Origin of the sequence: Streptomyces sp. NPDC058289 (assembly GCF_042880975.1) — a bacterium.
Classification (GTDB): domain Bacteria; phylum Actinomycetota; class Actinomycetes; order Streptomycetales; family Streptomycetaceae; genus Streptomyces; species Streptomyces stoeckheimensis.
The window spans coordinates 109,924-130,752 of sequence record NZ_JBHVYI010000005.1 but is presented as its reverse complement, the minus strand read 5'-3'; the positions used below and the strand labels follow the sequence as shown (position 1 = coordinate 130,752).

Genomic DNA, 20,829 nt, shown 5'->3' with positions numbered 1-20,829 from the left:
GCATCAAGCTTGAATCATTCAAGTTGTAAATATTCTGGCTTGAGGGACTTGTTAAACTGGCGCCATGACGACACCTCCCGAGCGCCAAGCCATCGCCGAGCGGCAGCTGTGCGGGCTGGTGGACGGGCTGGCCCACCGGATCGCCGAGCACGTGCGGGGGCGCGCCGCCACCCTGGGCCTCACCGCGTCCCAGGCCACCGCGCTGCGCGAGATGAGCGGGCCGATGACCATGCGGGACCTCGCCGAGCGCATGAGCTGCGAGCCCTCCAACGCCACCTTCGTCGTCGACAAGCTGGAGAAGCAGCACCTGATCGCGCGGCACCCGCACCCCACCGACCGCCGTGCCAAGCAGCTCGTCCTCACGCCCGAGGGCGACGCCCTGCGCGCCCGGCTCCTCGACCTCCTCTCCGTGGATTCGCCGGTGTCCGGGCTCGCCCCGGAGGAGCAGGGCGTGCTGCGGAGCCTGCTGGAGCGGGCCGTCACCTCCCGTTGACCGGGCCGCGTAGGGTCGGGCGCATGACGATCGAGGAGCTGGGCAGAGCGAGGTACGTCAGTCTCACCACCTTCCGCAAGGACGGCACGGCGGTGGCCACGCCGGTCTGGGCGGTGGCGGACGGCGACGAGCTGTACGTGTGGACGCGCAACGACGCGTGGAAGGTGAAGCGGATCCGCAACGACGGGCGGGTCACGGTCGTGGCCTGCGACGTGCGCGGGCGGGTGGCCGAAGGGGCCGTCGCGGCCGAGGGCGAGGCGCGGCTGCTGGACGCGGCGGGGCTGAAGCGGGTGCGGAAGCTGATGACGCGCAAGTACACGTGGCAGTTCTGGATGCTCGACGTGCCGGCCGCCATCGTCCGGCGCGAGCGGCCGCACACCGCGATCGCGGTCAGGCTTGCCCCGCCCGCCGCCAAGCTTTGAGACTCCTGTAGCCCGCCCGTAACACCAGTGGGATCCAATGCGGGGATGGAGACCGCGACTTCGCAGGTGATCGGCCAACTCTCCGGATACATGCGGGGATTGACACAGAGACTGGATCCCGGGACGGGCTGGTACGGGGAGTTCCTGCGGCGGGACCCGGAGGGGATGCGGGCCTGTCTGGACGGGGCCGCGATGCCTCCGTGGGACGTACTGGAGTCCCTGCTCGGCGACTTGGCCGCAACGACGGGCACGGCGGCGATCGCCCGGGAGACGCAGTACGCGGTCGGTCTGCGGGCCGCCGCGGTCGGGGTCTGGGACCGGCTGCCGGGCGGGGTGGAGGAACTGCGCACGCTGCTCGCATCGGCAGCCGAGCAGCTGGCCCGGGCCCGGGCGGCCCTGCGCGTGCTGTCGGCGCGGCTCGCGGAATCGGCGGACCCGGCGGAGGTGGAGGCCCTGACCCGGGAACTCTCCTGGACCCGCGACGACGCCGCCCGCGCGGCGGCCCGCCACGAGGACCTGACGACCCGCCTGGAAGCGGTGACCCCGGGGGCCGACCGCCCCGGACACCCGTCGCCGACACAGTCGGACCCCCTGCACGGCGTGCCCGCACAGCGCACCGCGACGTCCCCGGGTGCGGCCTCTGCCGCGGTGTGGCCGGGTCCGCGGGAAGGTGCGCAGGACGGTATGCAGGCGGGGCCCCCGGACGCGGAGTGGGCCGGGTCGCCCGGGGATGCGGAGTGGGCCGGGGGCGTGGAGGGCGCGGCTTCGGGCTGGGCGTCGGACGCGGCGTCGGGCCGGATGTCGGGCGCGGCACCGGACGCGGCATCGGACGCGGCATCGGGCCGGGCGTCGACCCCGGTATCGCCGCCGGCCCCGGCGCCGGAAACGGCGGCGGAGCCGGTCGGGCGGGCCGAGGGGCGGTGGCTGCGCGGTGCGCGGCGGAGCGGCGGGGCCCGGTACGCGGGCGCGGCGGCGTCCGAAGCCCGGGCCGTCCTCGTGCCCCCGGGGCACCCGTCGTCCGCCACGCCGCTGCGCGGCGCCCGCTTCGGGCGGCCCGCCCGCGCGGCGGCCGAGTCCGCCCCGGCGGGAGATCCGGTGCCGGAGCAGAACGCTTCGGCAGACGGGGCCGGGCACGCGGGCCCGACACGGGGAGCCCTGCACGAGCCCGCCCGTGCGGGCTCCGAAAGGCCGGTCGAAAGGCAACCGTCCGCCGCTACCGGCCAGGACGGGCGCCGGCCCGGCACCCCGGCCTGGAGCACGGGACACGCCCCCGCGCCCGGCACGGCCCCCGACCCGGCGCCCCGGCCCCACCCGCAGGGTGAACCCGCCCCATGGCCGGACCGGGCCCGCGCCGGCGGCCCGCCCGCAGACTCCGCCCAGTGGGGCGGCTCCGTCCCTGGCGGTGGCCCGCGCGGCGACTCTGCCCAGTGGCACGACTCCGCCCCCGGCGACCCGCACGGCGGCTCCACCCAGTGGCACGACCCGGCCCCCGGCGGCGGCCCGCACGGTGTGCCCGCGGAGGTGGCCGGGGGGTCCGGGGGGTTCGTGGAGGGGCTCGTGGCCCTGCGGGGGCAAGGGCGCAGCGGGGAGGCGCATGTGCTGCTCTGTGAGGCTGCCGCCGGGCCCGCCGAGCGGCTGGTCCTGCTGGGGGAGGAGCTGGTGCGGGCCGGGCTGGCCGCGGACTGGGCCACCCTGCTCTGGGAGGCGGCCTCGCTGCCGCCCGCCCGGTTCGCCGCGGCCGCCGCCGTGCTCGGGCCGGTCGACCGCGACGCCCTGCTGCGTCAGGGCGCGGCCCGCCCGGCCGCCGAGATCGCCGAGATCGCCCTCGTGCTCGGAGAGGCCGGCCACACCCCGGAGGCCGACGCCCTGCTCACCGCCTTCGTCCGGGTCCGCACCGCCGAGGAGTCGGCCCGGCTCGCCCGCCGGGATCCCCGCTGGTTCGCGCCCCGGCTGCTCCGCGCCGCCGAAGCCCTCTCGGGGGCTCATCACCGCGACCTGTTGCATGCCCTTCGAGTCGCGAATCTGCCCGTCGCCTGACCGGAAACGACCACGTGCCGACGTAACTCCTGCGTTTGCTGATCGACTACTCCAACCGCGCAAGGCGGTCTTGCCCCGGGCCTGGCCGAGGCCTACCTTCAACTCCCTACGCGCAGCCGTCGTACACCCTCTACGTGCGTAGAAGCCGGCGTACCCGTCGCGAGGAGCAGCTCATGGCCCAAGTCGTCCGCGCCGCACTCGTCCAGGCCACCTGGACCGGAGACACCGAGTCGATGATCGCCAAACACGAGGAGCACGCCCGCCGGGCCGCCGCCCAGGGTGCGCAGATCATCGGCTTCCAGGAAGTCTTCAACGCCCCCTACTTCTGCCAGGTCCAGGAGCCCGAGCACTACCGCTGGGCCGAGGCCGTCCCCGACGGCCCGACCGTCCAGCGGATGCAGGCCCTCGCCCGCGAGACCGGCATGGTGATCGTCGTACCGGTCTTCGAGCTGGAGTCCGAGGGCTTCTACTACAACACCGCCGCGGTCATCGACGCCGACGGAAGCTACCTCGGCAAGTACCGCAAGCACCACATCCCGCAGGTCAGGGGCTTCTGGGAGAAGTACTACTTCCGCCCGGGCAACCTCGGATTCCCCGTCTTCGACACCGCCGTCGGCCGGATCGGCGTCTACATCTGCTACGACCGGCACTTCCCGGAGGGCTGGCGCGAACTAGGCCTGAACGGCGCGCAGTTGGTCTACAACCCGTCCGCCACCTCCCGCGGCCTGTCCGGGTACCTGTGGCAGCTGGAGCAGCCCGCCTCCGCCGTCGCCAACGAGTACTTCGTCGCCGCCATCAACCGCGTCGGCCAGGAGGAGTACGGCGACAACGACTTCTACGGCACCAGCTACTTCGTCGACCCGCGCGGCCAGTTCGTCGGGGAGGTCGCCAGCGACAAGGAAGAGGAACTCCTCGTCCGCGACCTCGACTTCGACCTCATCAAGGAGGTCCGCGACCAGTGGGCCTTCTACCGCGACCGCCGCCCCGACGCCTACGGAGGACTCGTACAGCCGTGACCAACCCGATCCCCCTGCACAGCCGGCACCGCTCCGTCCTGCCCGACTGGCTCGCGCTCTACTACGACCGCCCCATCGAACTCACCCACGGCGAGGGCCGCCACGTCTGGGACGCGGACGGCAACCGCTACCTCGACTTCTTCGGCGGCATCCTCACCACGATGACCGCCCACGCCCTGCCCGAGGTCACCAAGGCCGTCGCCGAACAGGCCGGGCGGATCATCCACTCCTCCACCCTGTACCTCAACCGCCCGATGATCGAACTGGCCGAGCGGGTCGCGGCGTTGTCCGCAATCCCCGACGCCCGGGTCTTCTTCACCACCTCCGGCACCGAGGCCAACGACACCGCCCTGCTGCTCGCGACGACGTACCGCCGCTCCAACCAGATCCTGGCGATGCGCAACAGCTACCACGGCCGGTCCTTCTCCACCGTCTCGATCACCGGCAACCGCGGCTGGTCCCCGACCAGCCTCTCGCCGCTCCAGACGTACTACGTCCACGGCGCGGTCCGCACCCGCGGCCCCTTCGCCCACCTCGACGACACCGCCTTCACCGCCGCGGCCGTCGCCGACCTGGAGGACGTGCTCGGCCAGGCGCGCGGCGGGGTCGCCGCGCTCATCGCCGAACCGGTGCAGGGCGTGGGCGGGTTCACCTCACCGCCCGACGGGCTCTACGGGTCCTTCCGCGAGGTCCTCGACCGGCACCGCATCCTCTGGATCAGCGACGAGGTGCAGACCGGCTGGGGCCGTACCGGCGACCACTTCTGGGGATGGCAGGCCCACGCCCAGAACGGCCCGCCGGACATCATCACCTTCGCCAAGGGCATCGGCAACGGCATGTCCATCGGCGGAGTCGTGGCCCGCGCCGAGGTGATGAACTGCCTCGACTCCAACTCCATCTCCACCTTCGGCGGTTCCCCCGTCACCATGGCGGCGGGCGTGGCCAACCTCGGCTACCTCCTCGAACACGACCTCCAGGGCAACGCCCGCCGCGTCGGCGGCCTGCTGCTCGAGCGGCTGCGGGCCATCGCCGCGACCGTGCCCGCCGTACGGGAGGTGCGCGGCCGGGGCCTGATGGCCGGCCTGGAGCTGACGAAACCCGGCACCGACCAGGCCGACCCGGACGCGGCCGCCGCCGTGCTGGAGGCCGCCCGGAACGGCGGCCTGCTGCTCGGCAAGGGCGGCGGCCACAACACCAGCGTGCTGCGCATCGCGCCGCCGCTCTCCCTCACCGTCGCCGAGGCGGAAGAGGGCGCCGAGATCCTCGCCGAGGCCCTCAGAAGTCTCAACTAGCACCGGGGGAGACGTACATGAGCATCCGCACCCTCATCCGCGGCGGGCTCGTCATCACCGCGTCCGACGAGCTCCACGCCGACGTGCTGATCGAGGACGGCCGGGTCGCCGCGCTCGCGGCACACGGCACGGCGGCCGCCGAGACCTGGACGGCCGACCGGACGATCGACGCGAGCGGGAAGTACGTCATCCCCGGCGGGGTCGACGCCCACACCCACATGGAGCTGCCCTTCGGCGGCACCGCCGCCTCCGACACCTTCGAGACCGGCACCCGGGCCGCCGCCTGGGGCGGCACCACCACCATCGTGGACTTCGCCGTCCAGACACCGGGGCACGCCCTGCGCGAGGGCCTCGACACCTGGTACGACAAGGCCGACGGCAAGTGCGCCGTCGACTACGCCTTCCACATGATCCTCTCGGACGTCAACGAGCGGACCCTGAAGGAGATGGACCACCTGGTGGGGGAGGGGGTCACCTCCTTCAAGCTGTTCATGGCCTACCCCGGGGTCTTCTACAGCGACGACGGCCAGATCCTGCGCGCGATGCAGCGGGCCTCGGGCAACGGCGGGCTGATCATGATGCACGCCGAGAACGGCATCGCGATCGACGTGCTCGTCGAACAGGCTTTGGCGCGCGGGGAGACGGACCCCCGCCACCACGGCGAGGTCCGCAAGGTCCTCCTCGAAGCGGAGGCGACCCACCGCGCGATCCAGCTGGCCCGGGTCGCCGGATCCCCCCTCTACGTGGTGCACGTCTCGGCGGAGGAAGCGGTCGCGGAGCTGGCGGCCGCCCGGGACAAGGGCCTCCCCGTCTTCGGCGAGACCTGCCCGCAGTACCTCTTCCTGTCCACCGACAACCTCGAAGAGCCCGACTTCCAGGGCGCGAAGTACGTCTGCTCCACGCCGCTGCGCCCCCGCGAGCACCAGGCGGCGCTCTGGCGGGGGCTCCGCACGAACGACCTCCAGGTGGTCTCCACCGACCACTGCCCCTTCTGCTTCCGCGGCCAGAAGGAGCTGGGCCGCGGCGACTTCTCCAAAATTCCCAACGGGCTGCCGGGGGTGGAGAACCGCATGGACCTCCTCCACCAGGCGGTCCTGGACGGTCACATCAGCCGCCGCCGCTGGATCGAGATCGCGTGCGCGACCCCGGCCCGGATGTTCGGCCTCTACCCGCAGAAGGGCACCATCGCGCCGGGCTCCGACGCCGACATCGTCCTCTACGATCCGCACGCCGAGCAGGTCATCTCCGCCGAGACGCACCACATGAACGTGGACTACTCGGCGTACGAGGGCAAGCGGATCACCGGACGCGTCGACACGGTCCTGTCCAGGGGTGAACTGGTCATCGACCGGCGGGAGTTCACCGGCCGGGCCGGCCACGGGGCCTTCATCCCCCGCTCCACCTGCCAGTACCTGTAAGCCGCACGCCCGCACACAGCAGCAGCAAGGAGCCATGCATGGACTTCGGCCTCGTCCTGCAAACCGACCCGCCGGCCTCCCAGGTCGTCAGCCTCATGAAGCGCGGCGAGCGCAACGGCTTCCGCTACGGCTGGACCTTCGACTCGGCGGTCCTCTGGCAGGAACCCTTCGTCATCTACAGCCAGATCCTGGCCAACACCCAGCGCATGCACGTGGGTCCGATGGTCACCAACCCGGGCACCCGCACCTGGGAGGTCACCGCCTCCACCTTCGCCACACTGAACGACATGTACGGCAACCGCACCGTCTGCGGGATCGGGCGCGGTGACTCGGCGATGCGGGTCGCCGGGCGCGCGCCCAACACCCTGGCCCGGCTGGGCGAGGCCATCGACGTCATCCGGGACCTGGCGGAGGGCCGCGAGGCCCAGGTCGACGGCAACCCGATCCGGATCCCCTGGATCACGGACGGGAAGCTGCCCGTCTGGATGGCCGCGTACGGGCCCAAGGCCCTCGCGCTCGCCGGTCAGAAGGCGGACGGGTTCATCCTCCAGCTCGCGGACCTCTACCTCACCGAGTGGATGGTCAAGGCCGTCCGCCAGGCTGCCGTGGAGGCCGGCCGCGACCCCGACGCGATCACCATCTGCGTGGCTGCCCCGGCGTACGTCGGCGACGACCTCGCGCACGCCCGCGACCAGTGCCGCTGGTTCGGCGGCATGGTCGGCAACCACGTCGCCGATCTCGTCTCCCGCTACGGCGAGCACTCCTCGATGGTCCCCGAGGAACTCACCGAGTACATCAAATCCCGCCACGGCTACGACTACAGCCACCACGGCCGCGCCGGGAACCCCTCCACCGACTTCGTCCCCGACGAGATCGTCGACCGCTTCTGCCTGCTGGGCCCGGCCGAGGCCCACATCGAGAAGCTGCGCGCCCTACAGGCCCTAGGCGTCGACCAGTTCGCCCTCTACGACATGCACGACGCCCGGGAAGCGACCATCGACGCGTACGGCTCCGACGTCATCCCGTCGTTCCGCTGACCTCCAGTGCCCCGCTCCACACCGGGTCGCCGGCCGAGCGGCCCACCATGATCCGGTACGTACCGGGCTCCGTGCGCCAGGCCCCCTCGGCTTCGGACCAGTGCCGCAGCGCGCGGGCCGGCACCTCCACGACGGCGGCCGCCGAAGCGCCGCCCTCCGCGTGGACCGCGGCGTAGCCGGCGAACCAGCGGACCGGACGCTCGACGGTGGATTCCGTACGGGCGAGGTACACCTGCACGACCTCGCGGCCGGGCCGGTCGCCCGTGTTGTGCACCTGCACGCGGACCGTGAACGGGGACCCTTCCACGATTTGGGCCGGGGCCTGGACCGTCCCGTACTCCCAGCTGGTGTAGCCCAGGCCGTGGCCGAACCAGTAGGCGGGCCGTCTGCCGGTGCGGAGCCAGGCCCGGTGCCCGATGTGCACGCCGTCGGCGTAGGCGAGCCGGCCGTCGACGGGGTGTGCGTGGGTGACGTGCGAGTCGGTCAAGGCGGCCGCCCAGGTGGTGGGGAGGCGGCCGCCCGGCTCGGCGTCCCCGAACAGGACGTCGGCGAGCCCGGCACCGCCCTCTTGGCCGGGGAACCAGGTGAGCAGCACCGCGCCCACCTCGTCGCGCCAGGGCAGTTCGACGGGGCCGCCGCTGTTGACCACGGCGATGGTGCGCCGGTTGACGGCTGCCACGGCGCGGACCAGCTCGTCCTGGTGGCCGCCCAGGGAGAGGTCGCTGCGGTCGTGGCCCTCGGTCTCGGTGTGTTCGGTCGTGCCGACGACCACGATCACGGCGTCCGCCTCGCGGGCCGCCCGCACCGCTTCGGCGAGCGCGGCCGCCGCCTCGGGCTCCGGCGGCGCCGCCGCGACGATCGTGGCGCGCCCGGCTCCGGGGACCAGCTCGCGCCGGGCGGTCAGAAGAACGGGTTCCGTCGTGTCCAGGGTGGCCCGCACCGTGTGCAGGGGCGGGTTCACATGGACGATGGCCGGGTCGTCGGTGGTGCACGGGAACTCGCCGTCCAGAACGGTCCGTTCGCCGAGGGTGAGGCTCATGCGGCCGAAGCCGGCGATGCCGAAGGTCCATTCCCCCGTCGCCCGCGGCCGTACCAGCGCGCTGATCTCCACCGTCCGAGCGGCGGCAACCACGGGTGGCTCCAACTGCCGCCCGGACAGCCGGTGTTCCGTGTGGAGCTCGTGGCCCGCCTCGTCCAGAAGGCGCAGCAGCACACCGGGCTCCCCTGATCGCGGGTCGCTGCACCAGCCGGTGTCGAGGGGCGCCGGGGGGACGTCCAGTCCCGGGCCCGGTACGTGCACGACCCGGGCCCGCCCGTCCAGCCGGGCGCGGATCCCGTCGAGGGGGGTGACCACGTACGAGGGGAAGACCCCCGCGCTGCCCCCGCCCTGCACCCGGGGGGAGGCGGCGTGCACGCCGATGACGGCGACCTTCGCCAACGAGGACGGGTCGAGCGGGAGCACCTCGCGGTTGCTCAGCAGCACGGATCCGGCGGCCACGGTGCGGCGCAGCAGCGTCCGCGCGGCGTCCGGCCCGAACGCCGGGGTGCGCGGGGGCCGGTCCGTTTCGAGGGCCCCCACGCGTCCGGCCAGCCGCAGCAGGCGCCGCACCTTCTCGTCGATGGCCCGCTCGGGGACGTGGCCGTCCTGCACGGCCCGGACGAGGGACGCCTCCCACGGGCCCTGCGGTCCCGGCATCGCCAGGTCGAGTGCGGCGAGGGCCGGTTCCAGTGTCGAACGCAGGGCGCCCCAGTCGGAGACCACCACCCCGTCGAAGCCCCAATCGCCCTTGAGGGGTTCGGCGAGCAGCGGACTGGCGGTCATGGTCGCGCCGTTCACGCTGTTGTAGCCGGCCATCACCAGCCACACGCCCGCCCCGACGGCAGCCTCGAACGGAGCCAGGTACACCTCTCTCAGCACCCGCTCGGAGACGCGCACGTCCACGTGCATCCGCCCGGTCTCGGAGTCGTTGGCCACGTAGTGCTTGGCCGTGGCCGCCACCCCCGCCGCCTGGATGCCCCGGACGAGCGCCGCGCCCGTGCGGCCCGTCAGAACCGGATCCTCCGAGAAGCACTCGAAGTGCCGGCCGCCCAGGGGCGTGCGATGCAGGTTGAGCGTCGGCGCCAGCACGACGTCCACGCCCTTGCGGACCGCTTCCGAAGCGAGCAGGCCCCCCAGCTCCTCGACCAGGTCCTCGTCCCACAGCGCGCCGATCGCGGACGCCGAGGGCAGCAGCGCGGAGGTGAGCCGCTCGTCCCAGGCCTCTCCCCGCACCCCCGCGGGGCCGTCGGAGGTCACCATCTCGCGCAAACCCAGGGCCTGTTCGCCGGCCGTCCGCCAGGTCGTGGCCCCGGACAGCAGTCGCACCTTCTGCACCAGATCGAGCTTCTCCAGCAGCCGATCGAGCATGTCCTCGCTCATCCCCACCCCATTCACGTCATCCGCTCCTCACCCATGGGAGAAGACCCGGCCCTCCCCGCTTTTCAGACGGGGAGAACCGGGCCCGTACGGAGGGCCGACCGGGTCAGGGCAGCCGGTACTCCGCGTTCAGTGCCGCGCCGTCACGTGGTCAGCTGTAGACGCCGAACTCGTAGAGGGAGTAACCCCAGGCGGTGCCGCGTGCGGTCAGGTTCAGTCGCACGTGGCGGGCGGTCGCCGACACGTTGATCGTGTCGATGTCACCGTTGCCGGTGGTGGTGGAGTGGACGGTGCGCCAGTTGGTGCCGTCGTCGGAGAGCTGCACCTCGTAGGACTTGGCGTAGGCGGGGTCCCAGACCAGCTGCAGGGTGCGGATCGCGGTGGAAGCACCGAGGTCCACCTGGATCCACTGCGGGTCGCTCCAGTCACTGGCCCAGCGGGTACCGGCCTTGCCGTCGGTCGCGTTGCCCGGCGCGCACGGGCAGTCGCCGTACCCGGCCTGGAAGGAGGAGGCGGTCGCCGGCTTGTTCAGCGCCACGTTCGTGCCGCTCACGGGCGGGGCGACCACCTTGACGGACTTGGTCTCGATGCCCGCGTTGCCGTGGCCGTCCTCGGCCTGGATGTAGACCTTCCAGACACCGAGCTTCTCGGGAGCGGTGACCGCGAAGGTCCCGTTGCCCGTCGAGCGCCACTGCGCCTCGACCAGACGCTTGTCGCCGTTCGCGTAGTTGCCGCTGAGGAAGACCTTGTAGGTCAGCGGGTCGTTCTGCGGGTCGCTGACGTTGGCGCGGACGGTGAACTCGCCGCCCGCCGGTGCCTGCGAGGCCTGGTCGACGACCATGTTGCTGATCACCGGCGGCGTGTTGTCGCCCGCGGTCGACCCGGTGTACGCCTTCTTCACCGCGTAGTACGACAGCCGCTTGAGCCCGTCGGGCAGCAGGTTGAACCAGATGCCCCCGAAGTCGTGCTCGATGCCGTAGTGGAACATCGTGGCGCCCAGTGCGACACCCTGGTGGGCGGTGATGCAGTTCCAGGCGGTGGTGTATCCCTCGGCGTTCTGGACGTCGGTCTTCTGCTCGGGAATGCCGTTGGCGTCGTTGGGCACCTCCCACTCGCCGGCCGGTCCCGTCTCGGTGATGATGTAGGGCTTGTCGTAGCCGCCGTCCACCCAGTCCTGGCGCACCTTGCAGATGTTGCCGTAGGAGTTCATCGAGTACAGGTCGAGGTCCGGGGCGTTGCGCTTGTAGTACGGCCACGCGCCCGTCCAGGCGTCGGTCGAGGTGACCGGGTGGTCCGGGTCGATGGTGTGGATCTTCTTGGCGACGTCGTTCACGAACGTGGTGTAGGCGTTGCGCTGCGCCTCCAGTTCGGTGCCGCTGTAGCAGTTCTGCAGGCCGAGGACGGATTCGTTGCCGACGTTCCACATGAGCGTGGCCGGGTGCGATTTGTAGGTGTCGACCCACTTGGCGAACTCGGTGAGCATGTTGCTCTTGTAGGCGGCGTCGGTGACGTAGTTGACGCAGCCGCCGGCGCCGGGGCCGCCGCCGGGCTGCAGCCAGAAGCCGTTGATGACCCGGATGCCGTTCGCCGCGGCCGTGTCGAGCAGCGGCTTGCTCGACGCGTCCGTGCCCCAGGTGCGGATGGTGTTGACGCCCATGGACTTCACGTCGGGCATGTACTTCGGGGCGTCGGCGAAGGACGGGCCCCAGGTGAGGCCCTTGACGGTGTACGGCTGCCCGCCGACGGTCAGCTGCCAGTTGCCCTGGGAGCCGGCCACGCGCACGGCGCCCTGGACCGGGGGCTCCTGCGAGGTGGTGCCGTAGACCTGGAACTCCCAGAGGGAGTAGCCGTAACCGCCGGCGCGGACCAGGCCGTTCATCCGCACGTACCGGCCGGTGCCGGAGATCGCGATCTCGTCGGTGCCGCCGTCGCTTCCGGTGACGGATTTGGCGGTGCGCCAGTTCGTTCCGTCGTCCGAGACCTGGATCTCGTAGTTCTTTCCGAACGCGCCCTCCCAGGTGAGGACGACGCGGCTGAGGTTGCGGCTCGCGCCGAGGTCGACCTGGATCCATTCGGCGTCGCGCCACTGGCTGGCCCAGCGGGTGCCGGTGAGGTTGCCGTCGAACGCGGCGGCCGCGGAGTAGCCCTCGCCCTCCTGGGAGGAGGCGGTGGCCGGCTTGCCCTGGGAGAGCAGGGACTCCGCGGCGACCGCGGTGGGGGCGCCGGCCAGCGTGAGCGAGGACGCGAAGAGCGCTCCGAGCGTGACGAGGGCGGCCGCGCCGCGCGTGCGGCGGGGCGTGGTTCTGGTGGAGGGAGGGGAGAACATTGCGGCTCCTGGTGTCAATGGCGGTGGAATGCCCCTGGGCCGGGGCGCGGAGGTCGGTTCACCCGGCCCAGGGGAGTCGAGCCCGGCTCCGTCGGGTCGGTGGAGGCCGGTCGGGCGGTGGTTCCCCCGGGCCGCGGCGGCAGGGCGGAAACCGGGCCCGGGGAGTGGGGCCGCTTCCGCGCGGGGGATCGGCGGAACCGGTGGGGGAGGCAGGGCGGCTCAGGGGAAGGAGACCACCGTGGAGGGAACCGTCGAGGTGCCGGCGGGGACCGTGGACGCCCCGGTGTCGTTGATGACGTGCTCGTAGTGGCCGTTGCCGCCGAGCGACACCGTCAGGAGGCTGTGGAACTTGACTCCCGGCTTGACCGGGGCCTTGAAGCCGTGGTCCTGGCGGATGTTCGGGTCCACGTTGTAGTTGCAGTAGCTGCCCAGGCCCCACGCTTCGTGGGTGGTCACCGAGTCGTCGACCCGGTAGGCGGCGTAGCCCTTGGTGGCGCCGTTCTGGATGGCGGCCTGGTTCGGGGCGTCGTAGGCCTTCTCGTTCTGGTAGAAGACCGTCTTTCCGCGCTCGCCGTACCACTCCACGTCGTACTTGTTGAAGTGCTCGACGAACAGGCCCGTGGCCAGGACGTCGTCACCGTTCACCCGCACCCCGTAGTCGGCGCGGTTGGTCTCCCAGCCCACGCCCTCGCCGTGGTCGGCGCGCCACACCCAGGTGTGGTCGACGATGGTGTCGTCGCTGTTGAGGACCATGCTGGTCGTCGCCTTGCCGGCCCCCGCGCCGCCGACGCGGATGTAGACGTCCTGAACGGTCGTCGGGTTCGCGGAATGGTCGGCCGAAGCGCCGGCCGGGCCGACCTCCAGCAGGGTCGGGGAGTTGACCGGCCCGGCGTCGATGAGGAAGCCGGCGAGCCTGACCCCGTCCACGTCGGCGACCTTCATCGCGGTCACCCCGTTGTCCGGGATGAAGGTCGCCAGGCCCAGGCCCAGCACGATCGTGCCGGGGCGGTTGACCTCGATGGTCCGGTCGACGTGGTAGATGCCGGGCGTGAACAGCAGGTTCAGGCCCTGGGCGAGCGCGCTGTTGATGGTGGCTGCCGTGGCTCCGGGCTTGACCACGTAGAACTTGCTCAGCGGGACCGACTCGCCCTGCGCTGCGCCGTTGGCCCAGCTGGTGCCGCGGGCGTTGGTGCGCTTGGCCGGTGCGAAGACCTTGTACTCGTTGCCGTCCAGGTAGAGGAAGGGCTTCTCGCGCGAGACGGGAGTGGTGTCGAGGGTGGTGTAGCGGGGCTCCGGGAAGGAGTTGGCGGGGGCGCCCTCGACGCCGGAGAAGGTCATGTTCCACACGCCGTTGGTCCAGCCGCCGATGGTGCTGTCGCGGGTGTACCACTGCTGCTGCGAGTACGGGCCGACCGTGCCGTCGACCTTGCTGTCGGCGATGTAGCCGCCACTGGCCCAGCCGTACCCGGCGGGGGCGAGGTTGAGGTCGCCCTTGACGTGCATCCGGCGGAAGGACGCCGCCTGGGACACCGCCCAGCGGTTCGTGCCGCTCACCGGCTTGACGGCGAGGTTCTCCGCGGAGCGCCAGAAGTTCTGGGTGGCATTGCCGCCGAACCAGCCGGCGTCCACGGTCACGTCGCCGTTGAAGGTCGTGTCGTCCGGGTTCAGGCCGAGGCCGGCGATCTGGGTGTAGAAGCCGATCTGGGCGTTGATGTTGTCGTACGTGCCCGGCTTGAACAGGAAGGCGTGCCGGCCGCTGCCGAACTGCGCCGACTCCTGCTCGCGGAACACCTGGTCCAGCTTGTCCTGGATGCCGGGCGTGGAGGGGTCGATGACGTGCACGTTGGGGCCCAGGTCGCCGCCGCCCGGCAGGGTCGGCCCGCCCCCGTCGCCCCCGGTCGTGCCGAACACCTTGAACTCCCAGAGCGAGTAGCCGTAGCCGGTGGCCCTGGAGACGCCCTGCATGCGGACGTAGCGGGCGGTCCCGGTGATGTTCACGGTCTCGGTGCCGCCGGCGCCGGTGGTCGTGGAGTGGGCCGTGGACCAGTCGGTGCCGTTGGTCGACAGCTCGATCCGGTAGGCCTTGGCGTAGGCGGCCTCCCACTGCAGGACGACCTTGCTCAGCTCGGTCACGGCGCCGAGGTCCACCTGCAGCCACTGGGCGTCGGAGGCGGCGCTGGACCAGCGCGAGCCGTCGTTGCCGTCGACGGCATCGGCCGCCGGGGTGCCGTAGTGCTCCTGGCTGGAGGCCGTGACCGCCTTGCCCTGCGAAACCGGCGCGGGCTCGGCGGAGGCCGCGGGGGCCGCCGGTGCCAGCGCGAGCAGGCTGCCGAAGAGGGCGGTCGTGACCGCCCCGGCGATCCCCTTCCGGGTGGAAACGGGACGTCGTCCGCGTGGCAACGCATCGACAGGTATGCCAGTGGGCATTGGTGCTCCTTTAACGAACCTGAAACGGGAGAGCGCTCTCCAGACCTTGCCCGTAACGCGATCGACCGGTCAAGGATCGTGACGTCTTTTCTTTCGTCTTTCATTAAGTTCCGAGGTCGGAACGAGCCGTGTGTGCGCATCCCTCACGACCCGTCACTTTCCGTTGTGGAGCGAGGGGTTGGGTCGGCCGGGCGGCTCTGGCCTCGGCGGGAGCACCGGGGTTCCCGTCGTCGAGGGGGAACCGTCACGGTGGGCAGCGGTGGGCAGCCGTGGGCTGCTTTGAGTGCCGTGGGTGTGGTCATGACCCGGCTGCCGATCGGGGATCCCGGTGCGGGCGGGGTGTTCGCCGCGAACGACCTGGCGGCCCGCGGGGCTCGTCGGGTTCTGCGCGAACACGGGGGCCGGCCGAACCCGGACGCACGGCAACCCTCCCGTGGGGAGCCGGGAGGGTGCTGGGCCCGGGATGGTCCGGAGCCACACCATAAGCACCGGAACGCGCAGGCCGGTAGGCATATGGCAGGGGAAGTTCCGGATGCTTCATCCGGCTGCCCGGGAGCACCGCCGCAGGCTCGGCCGGGTGTTCCGGCCGAGCGTTCTGCGGGGGCGGGGGCGGGGGCGGAGAGAGGGGAGAGGGGGTGGGGAAGCGGAAGGGGGCGGGGACGGCCGCCGGCGCCGGCGGGGAACGGAATCCGGCCGGGCCCGTGGGCGAACCGCCGGACTTACGCGTGGAGCTCGCGGTGGCTGCGGACGATGTCCGCGTAGCGGCGGCCGCTGGTCTTCACGGTGCGCTGCTGGGTCGCGTAGTCGACGTGGACGAGGCCGAAGCGCTTGTCGTAGCCGTAGGCCCACTCGAAGTTGTCCAGCAGCGACCACGCGTAGTAGCCGGCCAGCGGGGCGCCCTGGCGGACGGCGCGGGCGCAGGCTGCCAGGTGCTGCTCGAGGTAGGAGGTGCGCTCGGGGTCGTCGACCGCCCCGTCGGGGCCGACGGTGTCGGCGAACGCGGAGCCGTTCTCGGTGACGTAGAGCTTCTGCACGCCGTAGTCGTTGGTGAGGCGCAGCAGCAGGGACTCGATGCCGTCGGCGTCGATCTGCCAGTCCAGGCCGGTGCGCGGTACGTCCGGGAGGCGGACTTCGCGGGCGAAGGGGACCGGGCCGTCGGCGTCGTTGGTGACGGTGGCGGGGAAGTAATAGTTGAGGCCGTGCCAGTCGAGGGGCGCGGCGATGGTCTCCAGGTCGCCGGGGCGCTCGGGCAGCCCCACGCCGTACAGCTCCCGCATGTCGGTGGGGAAGCCGCGTCCGTAGACGGGGTCGAGCCACCAGCGGTTGGTGTGTCCGTCCATGCGGACGGCGGCGGCGATGTCCTCGGGCCGGTCCGTGGCGGGCACCACCGTGGAGTGGTTGGTGACGAGGCCGATCTGCGCGCCGGGTGCTGCGGCACGGATGGCTCGGGCGGCCAGGCCGTGGCCCAGCAGGAGGTGGTAGGAGGCGCGGACGGCAGCGGTCAGGTCGGTCAGGCCGGGGGCCATGCGGCCTTCCAGGTGGCCGATCCAGCCCGAGCAGAGCGGTTCGTTGAGGGTGGCCCACTGGGTGACGCGGTCGCCGAGCCGTTCCGCGACGGCGGAGGTGTAGGTGGCCAGGTGTTCGGCGGTCTCGCGGACGGTCCAGCCGCCGCGGTCCTGCAGGGCCTGGGGGAGGTCCCAGTGGTAGAGGGTCATCGAGGGGGTGATGCCGGCCTCCAGGAGCCCGTCGACCACCTTGTCGTAGAAGTCGAGGCCCCGGGCATTGACCGGTCCCGAGCCGTCGGGGACGATGCGCGGCCAGGCGATCGACATGCGGTAGGCGTTGGTGCCCAGTTGCTTCATGAGGGAGATGTCCTCGGGCCAGCGGTGGTAGTGGTCGCAGGCCTCGTCGCCGGTGTCACCGTTGTCGATCTTGCCGGGGGTATGGGAGAACGTGTCCCAGATGGACGGCCCCCGGCCGTCCTCCTTGACGGCTCCCTCTATCTGGTACGCGGAAGTGGCCGTGCCCCAGGCGAAGTCCTGAGGGAAGGCGCCGAGGTCAATGGAATCCGACACAGCAAGCCTTTCGAAGAGCAATGGGAGGGGGCTACTTGACGGCGCCGGCGGTCAGCCCGGTGACGAGGTAGCGCTGGAGGAGGAGGAAGCCGCCGACGACGGGCAGGCTCACGACGAGCGAGGCGGCCATGACCTGGTTCCAGTACACGTCGTTCTGCGTCGAGTAGCCCTGCAGGCCCACGGCGAGGGTGCGGGTCGCGTCGTTGGTCATCACCGAGGCGAACAGCACCTCGCCCCAGGCCGTCATGAAGGCGTAGACGGCGACGGCGACGATGCCGGGGATCGCGGCGGGCACGATGACGCGGAAGAGGGCGCCGAGCGGACCGCAGCCGTCGACCTTGGCGGCCTCGTCGAGGTCCCGGGGGACCGAGTCGAAGTACCCGATCAGCATCCAGATCGAGAACGGCAGCGAGAACGTCAGGTAGGTGAGGATCAGCCCGGCGCGCGAGCCGAACAGTGCGATCCCGGTGGCGTTGCCGATGTTGACGTAGATGAGGAACAGCGGCAGCAGGAAGAGGATGCCGGGGAACATCTGCGTCGACAGCACGGTGACGGTGAAGACCCGCTTGCCCCGGAAGGAATAGCGGCTGACGGCGTAGGCCGCGAAGATCGCGATGACGACGGAGAAGACGGTCGCCGAACCGGCCACGATCAGCGAGTTCATGAAGTAGTCGCCGAGGGGGACGGTCTTCCAGATGTCGAAGTACGGCTGGACGGTCAGGCCCGAGGGGATCCACTGGAACTTCCCCGACACGTCCTGCAGCGGCTTCAGCGAACTGGAGATCATGACGTACACCGGCAGCAGGACGAACCCGGTGAGGAGCGTCAGGAACACCAGTCGGCTCGCGAGGAACGACTTGGGGGGCGCCATGGGCGACCGGGACTGCACCGCCTGAGTGTGCCTAGGCATCGGTGGCGCTCCTTCCTCGGGAGGTGAGCAGGAGGTAGAGGCCAGTCACCACGAGCAGGAACAGCAGCAGCAGGACGGACATCGCGGAGCCGGTGCCGAAGTTCCAGGTCTGGAACGAGGACTGGTAGATGTGGATGGAGATCAGGTCGGCCGACGCCGGCGCCGATTTGCCGAACAGCACGAACGGCGTGTTGAAGTCGTTGAACGTCCACAGGAACAGCACCAGGATCAGGACCTGGTTGACCGGGCGCAGCGAGGGGAGCGTGATGCGGCGGATCTGCTGCCAGACGCCCGCCCCGTCCAGGGCCGCGGCCTCGTAGATCTCGCGGGGGATGTTCTGCAGGCCGGCCATCATGATGAGGAAGGCGAAGGGCCAGCCCTTCCAGACCGAGACGACCAGCAGGGTGACGAAGGCGTTGTCCCCGATGAGCCAGAACGGCGGGCTGTCGGTGAGCCCGAGCTGGTCGTGGATGACGTGGTTCACCAGGCCGTTGTCGCGCTGGAACATGAAGGCCCAGGTGATGACGGCGGCGTAGACGGGCAGTGCGTACGGCACCAGGAAGATGGTGCGCAGGATGCCCCGGCCCCTGAACGTCTCCTGCATGAAGATCGCGGCCGCCGTGCCGATCAGCCAGCACAGTCCCACGGAGAAGAAGGTGAACAGGCACGTGGTGAAGAAGGAGCTCAGCAGTGCCTCGCCGACCGGTGCGTCGAAGTCGACGGTCAGGGAGTAGTTGTCCAGGCCGGCCCAGGGCGCGTTGCCCCAGTCGCGGAGGTAGAACTGGGTGAGCTCCTTGAAGCTGACCACGATGCCGATGACCATCGGGATCAGGTGGACCAGGAGCTCGAGGACGAGTGCGGGGAGCAGCAGCAGGTACGGCAGGGAGATCCGGCGGAGCCGCCCGGGGCGGCGCGTGCGGGGCGCCGCTCCGGGGTGGTTCTTCCGTACCGTCCGCTTGCCCGTACGAGGGGGTGCGGTGGTGGTCATGGGATTTCCGTGCCTACTTCTTGGGCATCTGCTGCTGGGCCTTCTCGAGCTTGGCCTTCACCGACTCCGGCGTCACCGGACGGCCGGCCGCCGCGTCGGCGAAGAGCTCCTTGACCGCGGTGCCCACCACCGTCTCGAACTGCGACTCCTCGGGGACCTGCGGGAGGGCGGCGGCGCTCTTCGCGAGGGTGTCGCGCAGGACGGCCAGGCCGGGGGTGTTGAACGCGGGGTCCGCCTGCGCGGACTTCACCGGCGGGATGGAGCCGTAGGCCTTGTTGAGGATCTTCTGCTCCTCGTCACCGGTCATGAAGTTCACGAACTTCGTGGCGCCGTCGATGTTCTTGGTGTTCTTGAAGACGGCCATGTTGATGCCGGCGACCATGGAGTTGGTTGAGGTGCCCTGACCCGGCGCGCCGGACTGGACGGGTGCGGGGACCACGCCCCACTCGTCCTCCTTCATGCCCTGCGCGGCGAAGGTGGCCGACGCGGTCTGCCACAGCACCATGGCGGTCTTGCCCTTGGCGAAGTCGCTCAGTGACTGGTTCTGGGAGTACTCGGCGTTGCCCTTGGCGACGATCTGCGCATCGGACATCAGGTCGACGTACTGCTTCACGGCCTTGACCGCGCCGTCGGAGGTGAAGTCGGCCTTGCCGTCCGCGGTGAAGAAGTCCGCGCCGTGCTGCTTGCCCAGGACGAAGACCTGGTGGATGTTGTTCGACAGGTTGGAGCCCTCGACGCCGAACCCGGCCTTGCCGTCCTTGGTCAGCTGCTTGCCGGTGGCGACCAGCTCGTCCCAGGTGGTCGGCGGCTTGGTGACGCCCGCGTCGGCGAACGCCTTCTTGTTGTAGTAGAGCGCGTAGGCCATGGAGTACAGCGGGACGGCCGCCGGGTCCTGGCCCTGGACGCCGGTGGAGCCCAGCGCCGACTCCACGAACCGGTCCTTGCCGCCGATCTTCTCGAAGTTCTTGCCGTCCCACGGGAGCAGCGCGCCACTGGCCTGGAGCGAGGCGCTCCAGGTGTTTCCGATGTTCAGGACGTCGGGGCCCTGACCGGAGGTGGTCGCGGTCAGGATGCGGTTGAGCAGGTCGCCCCACGGCACGACCTCGAGCTTGACCTTGATGCCCGTCTGCTTCTCGAACTTGTCGAGCTCCGGCTGGAGGACCTGCTTGTCGACTTCCAGGCTCGATCCCTGGTTGGAGGCCCAGTAGGTCAGCGTCTTCGGCTGCTCGTTGGACCCGCTCCCGCTGGTGGAGCCGCCGCCCCCACAGGCAGCCGCCCCGAGGACGAGGGAGAGGGTGACGGCGCCGACCGCTGCGACTCTGATTCTGCGCATGGCTCCATGGGCCTTTCAGGAAGGAACGGGATGCCGACTGCGGGGTGGGGGGCGGACGTTCCGCGGTTCGCCCCCAAAACCACATGGCTTAATTTAGGATGTGAGTTAAACCTCAAGCGAAGGACTCGTCAAGAGCGTTCACGCAGGTATCTTGCAGGTACGGGCATCGATGACAGGGGACAGAGTGCGAGTACGTAGCGGCAGAACAGTGCGTGACCTGCGGCGGGAGAACCGAACCGCTGTTTTGCAACGGTTGTATTTCGACGGTCCCCTGAGCCGCTTCTCGCTGGGCCCCGCCACGGGGCTGAGCTCCGGGTCGATCAGCAACGTGGTGGCGGAGCTGGTCACCGACGGCCTGGTGGAGGAAGCCGGGAGCGTGGAGTCGGCCGGCGGGCGCCCCCGGACCCTGCTCCGCGTCAGCCCGGACAGCGGCTACATGATCGGCGTGGACGTCGGCGAGACCCGCATCCGCATCGAGCTCTTCGACCTGACCTTGACCGAGCTCGCCCGCGTGGAGCGACCCCTGGAGGCGGGGGGGGCCCCCCGCATGGAGCGGTACGTAGTGAACCTCGTAGTGCCACAACCCCGCGTGGGCATGGGCGTGGGGCTGCGCCGGGGCGGCAAAGCACCCGGGCGGGA

At 70.9% G+C, this 20,829-nt stretch carries 14 protein-coding genes and 1 pseudogene; 8 read left to right on the top strand and 7 right to left on the bottom strand.

All coding sequences use genetic code 11. From position 1 onward, the window contains the following. Positions 1-64 precede the first annotated feature (64 nt). The 7 genes from ACFVX6_RS04030 to ACFVX6_RS04000 all read left to right on the top strand — a co-directional run bounded on the left by ACFVX6_RS04030 (position 65) and on the right by ACFVX6_RS04000 (position 7,715). Positions 65-493: a MarR family winged helix-turn-helix transcriptional regulator gene (locus ACFVX6_RS04030; protein ID WP_389687679.1), complete on the top strand. Its 429-nt coding sequence runs from the start codon at positions 65-67 to the stop codon at positions 491-493. A gap of 23 nt (positions 494-516) precedes the next feature. Beyond that, entirely contained in the window at positions 517-915 is a 399-nt protein-coding gene (locus tag ACFVX6_RS04025; RefSeq protein WP_389687677.1) for a PPOX class F420-dependent oxidoreductase, read from the top strand. Positions 916-1,014: 99 nt separating this feature from the next. Beyond that, the gene (locus ACFVX6_RS04020) at positions 1,015-2,952 is read left to right on the top strand and encodes a hypothetical protein (RefSeq protein ID WP_389687675.1); all 1,938 of its coding nucleotides are present in this window, start codon (positions 1,015-1,017) and stop codon (positions 2,950-2,952) included. A gap of 173 nt (positions 2,953-3,125) precedes the next feature. Beyond that, positions 3,126-3,968, top strand: coding sequence for a nitrilase-related carbon-nitrogen hydrolase (locus ACFVX6_RS04015; protein ID WP_389687673.1), 843 nt, complete (start codon positions 3,126-3,128; stop codon positions 3,966-3,968). Continuing rightward, a complete protein-coding gene (locus tag ACFVX6_RS04010; RefSeq protein WP_389687671.1) occupies positions 3,965-5,260 on the top strand; it encodes an aspartate aminotransferase family protein in 1,296 nt (431 codons plus the stop codon). The genes ACFVX6_RS04015 and ACFVX6_RS04010 overlap by 4 nt, the downstream gene beginning before the upstream one ends. A gap of 17 nt (positions 5,261-5,277) precedes the next feature. After that, positions 5,278-6,678, top strand: coding sequence for a dihydropyrimidinase (gene hydA / locus ACFVX6_RS04005; RefSeq protein ID WP_250740473.1), 1,401 nt, complete (start codon positions 5,278-5,280; stop codon positions 6,676-6,678). A 38-nt stretch (positions 6,679-6,716) separates the two neighbouring features. Continuing rightward, positions 6,717-7,715: a TIGR03842 family LLM class F420-dependent oxidoreductase gene (locus tag ACFVX6_RS04000; RefSeq protein WP_389687669.1), complete on the top strand. Its 999-nt coding sequence runs from the start codon at positions 6,717-6,719 to the stop codon at positions 7,713-7,715. On the opposite strand, the gene ACFVX6_RS03995 is transcribed toward ACFVX6_RS04000, so the two are convergent. The 7 genes from ACFVX6_RS03995 to ACFVX6_RS03965 form a co-directional block, all read right to left on the bottom strand. Beyond that, entirely contained in the window at positions 7,696-10,134 is a 2,439-nt protein-coding gene (locus tag ACFVX6_RS03995) for a glycoside hydrolase family 3 C-terminal domain-containing protein (RefSeq protein ID WP_389687667.1), read from the bottom strand. The genes ACFVX6_RS04000 and ACFVX6_RS03995 overlap by 20 nt on opposite strands. A 148-nt stretch (positions 10,135-10,282) precedes the next feature. Then, a complete protein-coding gene (locus ACFVX6_RS03990) occupies positions 10,283-12,457 on the bottom strand; it encodes a discoidin domain-containing protein (protein ID WP_389687665.1) in 2,175 nt (724 codons plus the stop codon). Positions 12,458-12,676: 219 nt separating this feature from the next. Further along, complete coding sequence (locus ACFVX6_RS03985; RefSeq protein WP_389687663.1) at positions 12,677-14,884, bottom strand: discoidin domain-containing protein; 2,208 nt, start codon at positions 14,882-14,884, stop codon at positions 12,677-12,679. 719 nt (positions 14,885-15,603) lie between these two features. Next, the gene (locus ACFVX6_RS03980; protein ID WP_389687661.1) at positions 15,604-16,959 is read right to left on the bottom strand and encodes a GH1 family beta-glucosidase; all 1,356 of its coding nucleotides are present in this window, start codon (positions 16,957-16,959) and stop codon (positions 15,604-15,606) included. 31 nt (positions 16,960-16,990) lie between these two features. Next, positions 16,991-17,830, bottom strand: a complete 840-nt coding sequence (locus ACFVX6_RS03975) for a carbohydrate ABC transporter permease (RefSeq protein ID WP_382970814.1) — start codon at positions 17,828-17,830, stop codon at positions 16,991-16,993. A gap of 31 nt (positions 17,831-17,861) precedes the next feature. After that, positions 17,862-18,857 carry a carbohydrate ABC transporter permease gene (locus ACFVX6_RS03970; RefSeq protein WP_389687659.1) on the bottom strand — a complete coding sequence of 332 codons (996 nt, stop codon included), beginning with the start codon at positions 18,855-18,857 and terminating at the stop codon, positions 17,862-17,864. A gap of 13 nt (positions 18,858-18,870) precedes the next feature. Beyond that, a complete protein-coding gene (locus tag ACFVX6_RS03965; protein WP_389687657.1) occupies positions 18,871-20,190 on the bottom strand; it encodes an extracellular solute-binding protein in 1,320 nt (439 codons plus the stop codon). A 184-nt stretch (positions 20,191-20,374) separates the two neighbouring features. Here ACFVX6_RS03965 and ACFVX6_RS03960 point away from each other — a divergent pair. Further along, positions 20,375-20,829 (top strand): annotated as a pseudogene (locus ACFVX6_RS03960) (sugar kinase); the annotation flags it as partial.

Coding starts and splice junctions, on each gene's coding strand:
- ACFVX6_RS04025 (WP_389687677.1), top strand. CDS start 517: ATGACGATCGAGGAGCTGGGCAGAGCGAGGTACGTCAGTCTCACCACC.
- ACFVX6_RS04000 (WP_389687669.1), top strand. CDS start 6,717: ATGGACTTCGGCCTCGTCCTGCAAACCGACCCGCCGGCCTCCCAGGTC.
- ACFVX6_RS03975 (WP_382970814.1), bottom strand. CDS start 17,830: ATGGCGCCCCCCAAGTCGTTCCTCGCGAGCCGACTGGTGTTCCTGACG.
- ACFVX6_RS03985 (WP_389687663.1), bottom strand. CDS start 14,884: ATGCCCACTGGCATACCTGTCGATGCGTTGCCACGCGGACGACGTCCC.
- hydA (WP_250740473.1), top strand. CDS start 5,278: ATGAGCATCCGCACCCTCATCCGCGGCGGGCTCGTCATCACCGCGTCC.
- ACFVX6_RS03995 (WP_389687667.1), bottom strand. CDS start 10,134: ATGAGCGAGGACATGCTCGATCGGCTGCTGGAGAAGCTCGATCTGGTG.
- ACFVX6_RS04030 (WP_389687679.1), top strand. CDS start 65: ATGACGACACCTCCCGAGCGCCAAGCCATCGCCGAGCGGCAGCTGTGC.
- ACFVX6_RS03990 (WP_389687665.1), bottom strand. CDS start 12,457: ATGTTCTCCCCTCCCTCCACCAGAACCACGCCCCGCCGCACGCGCGGC.
- ACFVX6_RS03970 (WP_389687659.1), bottom strand. CDS start 18,857: ATGACCACCACCGCACCCCCTCGTACGGGCAAGCGGACGGTACGGAAG.
- ACFVX6_RS03965 (WP_389687657.1), bottom strand. CDS start 20,190: ATGCGCAGAATCAGAGTCGCAGCGGTCGGCGCCGTCACCCTCTCCCTC.
- ACFVX6_RS04015 (WP_389687673.1), top strand. CDS start 3,126: ATGGCCCAAGTCGTCCGCGCCGCACTCGTCCAGGCCACCTGGACCGGA.